The following is an 8,193-nucleotide window of genomic DNA, read 5'->3' as shown; positions in this document are numbered from 1 at the left end:
GGCATAGACCCAATCCGGGGCGGAAACGGGACTCCGGAGCAAGGCGGAAGGCGGGTTGCGGCGCGCGGAAAGCCGGTGAGGTGATTCGAGGTGTGCCATGCACGCCTGACCCGCCCTGCACATGCCGACCCGCCCTGCGCGCCCAGCCGGTGCAACCCCGGCTTACCTTGACGCAGCGCATCGGCACCTAGACTGCGCGCGGCCAATACCACGGACCGTGGTTGGCAGCGTGGCTGCGCATCCGTGTACGCACGGATCGCATCCCGCGCCGGCACCTGCACTCAGCCCGCTCAAGGAGTCTCGATGGAAGCGTTTCTCGGACAAATCCTGTTGTTACCGTATACCTACGCCCCCAGCGGCTGGGTCCGCTGCGAGGGGCAGCTATTGTCGATCGCGCAGAACGAGGCGCTGTACTCGCTGCTCGGCAACCAGTTCGGCGGCGATGGCATGAGGACCTTCGCCCTGCCCGACCTGCGGGACAAGGAACCGGCGCCCAACCTGCATTTCTGCATCGCGGTGCAGGGGACTTACCCGATGCGCGACTGACGGCTGCGGCCGGGGTGGCCGGGCCGGGGCGATCGACACGTGCGCGTTCCCGCTCAGGCCACCGCTGTTCGGGCAGCCCTCGCGCAACCGCAAGCCAGCCGGCCCGCCGCGATCACTGCGGCGGGCCGGCCGGCGTCAGTGCCCGCCCAGATAGGCCTTGCGCACCTCGGGATCGGCCAGCAGTTCGCGGCCGCTGCCCTGCAGGCGGATCTCGCCGTTGACCAGCACGTAGGCGCGATCGGCGAGTTTCAGCGCGTGGTTGGCGTTCTGCTCGACGAGGAAGATGGTCTTGCCGAGGCTCGCGATCTCGCGCAGCACCTCGAAGATGCGCCTGACCACCAGCGGCGCGAGGCCGAGCGAGGGTTCGTCGAGCAGGATCAGCTGCGGGCGGCTCATCAGCGCACGCGCGATCGCGAGCATCTGCTGCTCGCCGCCCGAGAGCGTGCCGGCGCGCTGGTTGCGGCGTTCCTGCAGGCGCGGGAACAGCTCGAACATCTGCGCGCGATCCTCGTCGAGGTGGGCCTCGCCGACCGGGATCGTGCCCATGACGAGGTTTTCCTCGACCGTCATCGCCGGGAAGATGTGCCGGCCCTCGGGCACCAGCGCGATGCCGCGCGGGGCGATTCTGTGGGTCGCCAGCGTCGTGATGTCCTCGCCGTCGAAGGACACGCTGCCGACGCTCGCGCGCGGGTTGCCGAAGATCGAGCCGAGCAGCGTGGTCTTGCCGGCGCCGTTGGCGCCGATCAGCGTGACGATCTCGCCGCGGCTGACGTGCAGCGACACGCCGCGCAGCGCCTGGATGGCGCCGTAGAAGGTGTCGATGCCGCGCACGTCGAGCAGCGGCTGCGGGATCGCATCCGCAGGGGTCCGGGTCTGGTGACTCATCGCGTGCCCTCCCCGCCCTCGACCTCGGCTTCCTCGGCGCCGAGATAGGCCGCGATCACGGCCGGGGAGCTGCGGATGGTTTCCGGGTTGCCGGCGGCGATGACCTCGCCGTGATCGAGCACGACGATGTGCTCGGAAATGCCCATGACCAGACTCATGTCGTGCTCGATCAGCAGCACCGTCACGCGGTGCTCGCTGCGCAGGGTGCGGATCAGTTCGGACAGCTCGTGCGTCTCGCGCGGATTGAGGCCGGCGGCCGGTTCGTCGAGGCAGACCAGACGCGGGCCGGTGCACATGGCGCGCGCGATCTCCAGCCGGCGCTGGCGGCCGTAGGGCAGCTCGCCGGCGAGGCGGTTGGCATCGGCGGTCAGGCCCATGACCTCCAGCCAGTGGAAGGCGCGGGCGAGGCCGTCGCGTTCGGTCTGGCGGAACTTCCGCGTGCCGAGCGCGCCGGCGAGCACGTTGCGGTCGAGCCGCTGGTGCTGCGCGACCAGCAGGTTCTCGACCACGCTCATCTCGCGGAACAGCCGGATGTTCTGGAAGGTGCGGGCGATGCCGGCGCGCGCGACCAGATACGAACCGCCGATGAAGGGCTTGTCGAGCAGGCTGCCGACCTCGACCGGCGCGCCGGCGGCGGTGGCGAGGTGGATGGTGCCGCCGCTGGCGCGGTAGAAGCCGGTCAGGCAGTTGAAGACGGTGGTCTTGCCGGCGCCGTTCGGGCCGATCAGCGCGGTGATCGAGCCATCGGCGACATCGAAGGACACGTCGTTGTTGGCGACGATGCCGCCGAAGCGCATGGTCAGGCCGCGGACTTCGAGGAGGCTGGACGGCTTCATCGCGCCACCTCCTGCGGGGGCGCGAAGGCCGGACGCTGCGGGCGGATCAGGCCGCGCGGACGCCAGATCATCATCAGCACCATCAGCAGGCCGAAGGCGAGCACGCGGAAGTCGGCGAACTCGCGCAGCAGCTCCGGCAGCAGCGTCAGCACCAGCGCGGCGATGATGACGCCGACCGTCGAGCCGAGCCCGCCGAGCACGACGATGGCGAGGATCAGCGCCGATTCGAAGAACGTGAACGAGGTCGGGTTCACGAAGCCCTGATAGGTCGCGAAGAACACGCCGGCGAGGCCGCCGGTCATCGCACCCATCATGAAGGCGGTGAGCTTGACGACGACGTGGTTGATGCCGAGCGAGCGGCAGGCGATCTCGTCCTCGCGCAGTGCCTCCCAGGCCCGGCCCATCGGAATCTGCCGCAGGCGCGTCAGCAGCCGCACCATGACGATGACGACCACGAGCAGCACCAGGTACGTGAACACCAGCTTCAGGTTGGTGTTGTATTCGATGCCGAGGAACTCGTGGATCGGCGTGCCGCCCTGGCGCGCCGTGCGCGTGAATTCGAGTCCGAACAGCGTCGGCGGCGGCACCGGCGCGCCGTTCGGACCGCCGGTGAACTCCAGCCAGTTGTTCAGCACCAGCCGGATGATCTCGCCGAAGCCGAGCGTGACGATGGCGAGGTAGTCGCCGTGCATGCGCAGCACCGGGAAGCCGAGCACCGCGCCGCAGCAGGCGGCGAGCAGCGGCGCGCACACGAGCGCCGTCCAGAAGCCGATGCCGAGGTACTGGGCACCGAGCGCGAGGAAGTAGGCCCCGACCGCGTAGAAGGCGACGAAGCCGAGATCGAGCAGGCCGGCGAGACCGACGACGATGTTGAGGCCGAGGCCGAGCAGCACGTAGATCAGCGCCAGGATCAGGTTCGACAGCCAGTACTTGCCGCCGAGCGCGGCGAGCGCATCCGGCACCGGCAGCCAGGGCAGGAAGGGAATCACGAAGGCGCCGAGCAGCACGAACACCAGCAGCAGGCGGGCGCGGTTCGGGCTCTGGCCGAGGGCGGCGACCGTGACGCCGCCGTGCACGCGCGCCTGATTGCGCGCGACCATGCGCCGGCCGGCCGGGGTCTGGCCGAGCAGGTGGATCGCGAAGCGTCCGGCCGCGACGACCGCGGCGAGCAGCAGCGGCCGCAGCCAGTGCGGCTCAACCTTGTAGCCGCTCAGCATCAGGCCGGAGACCGGGCCGAACACCACGAGCGCGAGCACGAAGGCGAGCAGCGCCTCGCGCAGGCTCGCCAGTACATCGATACGGGAATGGAGGGGGGCAGCGGGCAGCATCGGCTCACACCTTTTCCACTTCGGGACGACCGAGCAGCCCGCTCGGGCGGAAGATCAGCACCAGCACCAGCAGCGCGAACGAGAACACGTCCTTGTAATCGGTGTTGACGAAGCCCGAGAACAGCGATTCGAACAGGCCGAGCAGGATGCCGCCGAGCATGGCGCCGGGCAGCGAGCCGATGCCGCCGAGCACCGCGGCCGTGAACGCCTTGATGCCGGTGACGAAGCCGATGAAGAAGTCGAAGGAGCCGTAGTTCAGCGTCACCAGCACGCCGGCGATCGCCGCCATCGCTGCGCCGATCACGAACACGGTGGAGATGATGCGGTCGGTGTCGATGCCGAGGATCGCCGCCATCTTGCGGTCCTGCTGCGTGGCGCGGCACTGGCGGCCGAGCGAGGTGCTGCGGATGATCCAGGTCAGCGCCGCCATCGCCGCGAAGCTGACGACGACGATCAGGATCTGGATGTACGTCATCTGCACGAAATTGGTTTCGGTGCCGAGGCGCACGGTGCCGCTGACCAGCGTCGGCACGCCCTGCGGCTTGGCGCCCTGGGAGAGCTGCACGTAGTTCTGCAGCACCAGCGAGATGCCGATCGCCGAGATCAGCGGCGCGAGCCGCGTCGAGCCGCGCAGCGGCCGGTAGGCGACGCGCTCGATCGACCAGCCGTAGACGCCGGTGATGAACATCGTCAGCGCCAGCGTGATGACGATGGCGAACGGCGCCGAGTCGATGCCGAAGCCGGTGAGCACGGCGATCGCGATCGCGGTCAGGTAGGCCGAGACCATGTACACGTCGCCGTGCGCGAAATTGATCATGCCGATGATGCCGTACACCATCGTGTAACCGATGGCGATCAGGCCGTAGATCGAGCCCAGCGTCAGCCCGTTGACGAGCTGCTGGGCGAGGATGTGCCAGTCCATCCGGAAATCTCCCCGGTCAAGGTCGCGGGCGGCGGCTTCGCACGGATCACGGCGCGCGCAGCCCCGACAAAAGTCGACCCCCGCCCCGGATCGGGTGGCGGGGGTCGCAGTCTCGTTGCGGACGCGGGCTTACTTCTTCAGTTCGGCGTAGCCGCCCTTGTCGTCCCACTGGTACATGACGTAGTCGGAGACCTTCAGGTCACCCTTGGCGTCCCAGGCCTTCGGGCCCATGACGGTGTTGACGGTGTGGCCCTTCAGCCACTTCGCGAGCGTGGCGCCGTCGGTGGACTTGGTGGCCTTCATCGCCTCGGTGACCGCCTGCAGGGTCGCGTAGCTGTAGAGCGTGTAGCCCTCGGGCTCGTAGCCGGCCTTGCGGAACTTCTCGACCAGCGACTTGCCGCCCGGGAGGTTGCGCGGGTCGGCACCGAAGGTCATGTACACGCCCTTCGAGAACTGCGGGCCGCCGGCGGCGGTGACGAAGGCGGTGTCGACGATGCCGTCGCCGGAGATGAAGGCCGCGGTCGAACCCTGTTCGCGCAGCTGGCGCACCAGCGGACCGGCCTCGGCGGCGAGACCGCCGAAGTACACGGCATCGGCATCGGCGGCCTTGATCTTGGTGGCGAGCGCGTTGAAGTCCTTCTCGCCGCGGGTCAGGCCCTCGTAGAGGACTTCCTTGGCGCCCTTCTTGGCGGCCGAGGCCTTCATCGCATCGGCGAGGCCCTGGCCGTAGGTGTCCTTGTCGTGGATCACCGCGATCTTCTTCGCCTTCAGCGTGCTGAGGATGAAGTCGGCGGCGACGGCGCCCTGCTGGTCGTCACGGCCGCAGGTGCGGAAGATCGTCGGGATGTTGCGCTCGGTGACCTTCGGGTTGGTCGAGGCCGGCGTGATCTGCAGCTTGCCGGCTTCGGCGTAGATCTCGGAGGCCGGGATCGTGCTGGAGGAACAGAAGTGGCCGATGATCGCATCGACCTTGTCCTGGTCGACGAGGCGGTTGGCGACCGCGACCGCCTGCTTGGGCTCGCAGGCGTCGTCGGCCTTCACGAGCTCGATCTTCTTGCCGTTGACGCCGCCGGCGGCGTTGATGTCCTCGGCGGCCTGCACCGCCCCGCGCCAGAACTGCTCGCCGAACGCGGCGTTGCCGCCGGTCATCGGGCCGGCAACACCGATCTTGATCACGTCGGCCGCGTGCGCGCCGACGCCAAAGGCGACGGCACCGGCCAGCAGGGACACGGCAAAGGCGCGCTGGATAGCCTTCTTCATCGTTCTGCTCCTACGCAAGTAGCGGTAAGGGATGTTGGATAGGACGAATGGACTGGATCGGAAGATGAGGCTGCGGCGGGTTCCGCGTCCGTCGCGACCGCCTCGGGCGGCCGTCGCGGGCGCGGGCGGAATCCGGTACCGGCGTCCTGCGCCGGCCGGCACGTTCTGGGGGTGCCACTGTTCCGCGCAGTGCTTATGGCTGCCGTGTCACGCGACTGTCAAGCCTGCGGGCCGGACACCGGACAGCTTGGCTGACGCAGATCACGGGCGCCCCGAAGCGGCACATTCCGCAGGCGGAATACCGTTTCCGTGCCAGCCCGGCGCAAGCGCGGCTGATCAGAAACTTGCCGCTGCCGCGCCCCCGCCCGCGGCCGGCCCTGCGCCGCAACGGTGCAGAGAGCCGCCGGCGCGCCTCGCCATGGCCCGATGGTCAGGCCAGTCCTGTGCTGCTCATCCGCATCCCGGCAGCGCCCGCCGCTGCCAGACCAGCACCGCCGCGGCGAGGTCCTCGAGCGCGGTGCCGACCGACTTGAACACGGTGATGGCGGCCGCGTCGCGCCGGCCCGGGTGCTCGCCGCGGCAGAGTCCGGCGAGTTCGGCGAGCACGGCCTCGGGCCGCAGCACGCCGCTTGCGAGCGGCTGCACCAGATCGCCGGCCTCGACCAGCGCGCCGGCGCGGGTGTCGACGAAGACCTCGGCGCGCGCGATCGCCGCATCGTCGGCCTCGCGCATCGCCGGCGTGTAGCCGCCGACCAGATCGAGGTGGGTGCCGGGCGCGAGCCAGTCGCCGCGGATCAGCGCCCCGGTGCTGAGCGTCGCGCACGAGATCGTGTCGGCGCTGCGCACCGCGGCTTCGAGCGTGACCGCCGCATCGGCCGGCAGCCCGAGCCGGCGCAACTGCCCGGCAACATCCGCCGCCTTGCCGGGATCGCGGCCCCAGACCGAGATCTGCGCGTAATCGCGCACGCCCGCGTGTGCGCAGGCGAGCGGCACCGCCAGCCGGCCGGTGGCGACGACGAGCAGCCGGGCGGCGTCACGCCGCGCCAGATAGCCGGCCGCGAGCGCCGAAGCGGCCGCCGTGCGCCGCGCGGTCAGCTCGTTGCCATCGAGCAGCGCCAGCGGCTCGCCGGTGCCGGCGTTCATCAGCAGGTACTGCGCCTGCACCGCCGGCTGGCCGCGCGCGGCGTTGCCGGGGAAGACGCCGGCGATCTTGACGCCAAGAAAGCCGCCCGCCGTCCACGCCGGCATCAGCAGCAGCGTCGCCGCCGGCTCACCGGGTACCGCGAGCGTGTGGTGATGGCGCAGCGGCACTTCGGCGCCCTCGCGAAACGCCGCGCGCAGCGCCTCGATCAGCCCCGGCGCGTCGAGCGCCTCGCGCACCTGCGCGGCATCGAACACCTGCATGCTCACCTCCGGCGGCGGTTGCGAAAAAACTTCAGGGCGCCGCGCGCCGGCCGGCGAGCTGGTTCAGCAGCACGCCGCCGACGATCAGCGCCAGACCGGCGACCGTCGCCGGCCGGATGGTCTCGCCGAGCACCCAGTGGATGAACAGCAGCGACAGGAACGGTGACAGGTACACGAGTCCGCCGACCTGCGCGGCATTGCGCGCCAGGCGCAGCGCCGACAGCCACAGCACGAAGGTCAGCCCCATCTCGAACACGCCGACATACGCCGCGCCGAGCACGCCGGGCAGCGGCAGCGCCCGCGGCGAGCCGGCGAGCCACCAGAGCGCGATGAACAGCGTGCCGCAGGCGAAGTTGGCGCTCAGGCGCAGCACCGCATCCTGCCGGTCGCGGCTGTTGGCGAGCCAGTAGCCGGCCCAGATCAGCGTGCTCGCCAGCGCCAGCGCCACGCCGGCCGGATCACTGCCGGCGCTGCCCGCGGCCTCGCCCTGCATCGAGATCAGCACGATGCCCGCGAGCGACAGCCCCATCGCCGCCAGCGTCGCGAGCCGCAGGCGCTGGCGCAGCCACAGCGCCGACAGCAGCACCAGCACCAGCGGCCACGCGTAGTTCAGCGGCTGCGCGACCTGCGCCGGCAGCCGCCGGTAGGCCTCGAACAGCACGAGGTAGTACAGGAAGGGGTTCAGGAAGCCGTAGCCGGCCGAAGCCAGCCAGTCACGGGCCGGCAGCCGGCGCAGCTGCCCGAGCCGGCCCTGCACGGCCAGCACGCCGGCGAGCACCAGCAGCGAACTGAGCGAGGCCACCAGCAGCAGCTCGACCGGCGTCAGCCAGCGCAGGCTGTACTTGAAGGCCGCGGCGACCGTGGACCACGCCAGCACGGCGCCGAGGGCGCAGAACACGGCCTGACGATGGGGATGCATGCGGACGGGGCTACGGACTCGGGCAGGGATTGCGCAGCAGTATCGGCATTGCCCCGTGCGCAGGGCAAACCGCCGGGACGGACGGGACGGCCG

The 8,193-nt window shown here is 70.2% G+C and carries 8 protein-coding genes; 1 reads left to right on the top strand and 7 read right to left on the bottom strand.

The genetic code is table 11. The features are described 5' to 3' along the window. The first annotated feature begins 303 nt into the window (after positions 1 to 303). Complete coding sequence (locus tag PKE44_RS11665) at positions 304 to 546, top strand: tail fiber protein (RefSeq protein WP_324551311.1); 243 nt, start codon at positions 304 to 306, stop codon at positions 544 to 546. 135 nt (positions 547 to 681) lie between these two features. On the opposite strand, the gene PKE44_RS11660 is transcribed toward PKE44_RS11665, so the two are convergent. The 7 genes from PKE44_RS11660 to PKE44_RS11630 all read right to left on the bottom strand — a co-directional run bounded on the left by PKE44_RS11660 (position 682) and on the right by PKE44_RS11630 (position 8,100). Beyond that, positions 682 to 1,398, bottom strand: coding sequence for an ABC transporter ATP-binding protein (locus PKE44_RS11660; protein WP_324551313.1), 717 nt, complete (start codon positions 1,396 to 1,398; stop codon positions 682 to 684). Positions 1,399 to 1,427: 29 nt separating this feature from the next. Beyond that, positions 1,428 to 2,267, bottom strand: a complete 840-nt coding sequence (locus tag PKE44_RS11655) for an ATP-binding cassette domain-containing protein (RefSeq protein WP_324551308.1) — start codon at positions 2,265 to 2,267, stop codon at positions 1,428 to 1,430. Further along, a complete protein-coding gene (gene livM, locus PKE44_RS11650; RefSeq protein WP_324551305.1) occupies positions 2,264 to 3,595 on the bottom strand; it encodes a high-affinity branched-chain amino acid ABC transporter permease LivM in 1,332 nt (443 codons plus the stop codon). The genes PKE44_RS11655 and livM overlap by 4 nt, the downstream gene beginning before the upstream one ends. Before the next feature lie 4 nt (positions 3,596 to 3,599). Beyond that, positions 3,600 to 4,517 carry a branched-chain amino acid ABC transporter permease LivH gene (locus PKE44_RS11645; RefSeq protein ID WP_324551303.1) on the bottom strand — a complete coding sequence of 306 codons (918 nt, stop codon included), beginning with the start codon at positions 4,515 to 4,517 and terminating at the stop codon, positions 3,600 to 3,602. A 129-nt stretch (positions 4,518 to 4,646) separates the two neighbouring features. Continuing rightward, the gene (locus PKE44_RS11640) at positions 4,647 to 5,777 is read right to left on the bottom strand and encodes a branched-chain amino acid ABC transporter substrate-binding protein (protein ID WP_324551301.1); all 1,131 of its coding nucleotides are present in this window, start codon (positions 5,775 to 5,777) and stop codon (positions 4,647 to 4,649) included. Between the two features lie 450 nt (positions 5,778 to 6,227). Then, complete coding sequence (locus PKE44_RS11635) at positions 6,228 to 7,181, bottom strand: ornithine cyclodeaminase family protein (RefSeq protein WP_324551298.1); 954 nt, start codon at positions 7,179 to 7,181, stop codon at positions 6,228 to 6,230. A 31-nt stretch (positions 7,182 to 7,212) separates the two neighbouring features. Beyond that, complete coding sequence (locus PKE44_RS11630) at positions 7,213 to 8,100, bottom strand: DMT family transporter (RefSeq protein WP_324551296.1); 888 nt, start codon at positions 8,098 to 8,100, stop codon at positions 7,213 to 7,215. Positions 8,101 to 8,193 lie beyond the last annotated feature (93 nt).

The sequence above is a fragment of the Plasticicumulans sp. genome, from assembly GCF_035331805.1.
Taxonomy (GTDB): Bacteria; Pseudomonadota; Gammaproteobacteria; order Competibacterales; family Competibacteraceae; genus Plasticicumulans.
This window is presented reverse-complemented; position numbering and strand designations above follow the sequence as displayed.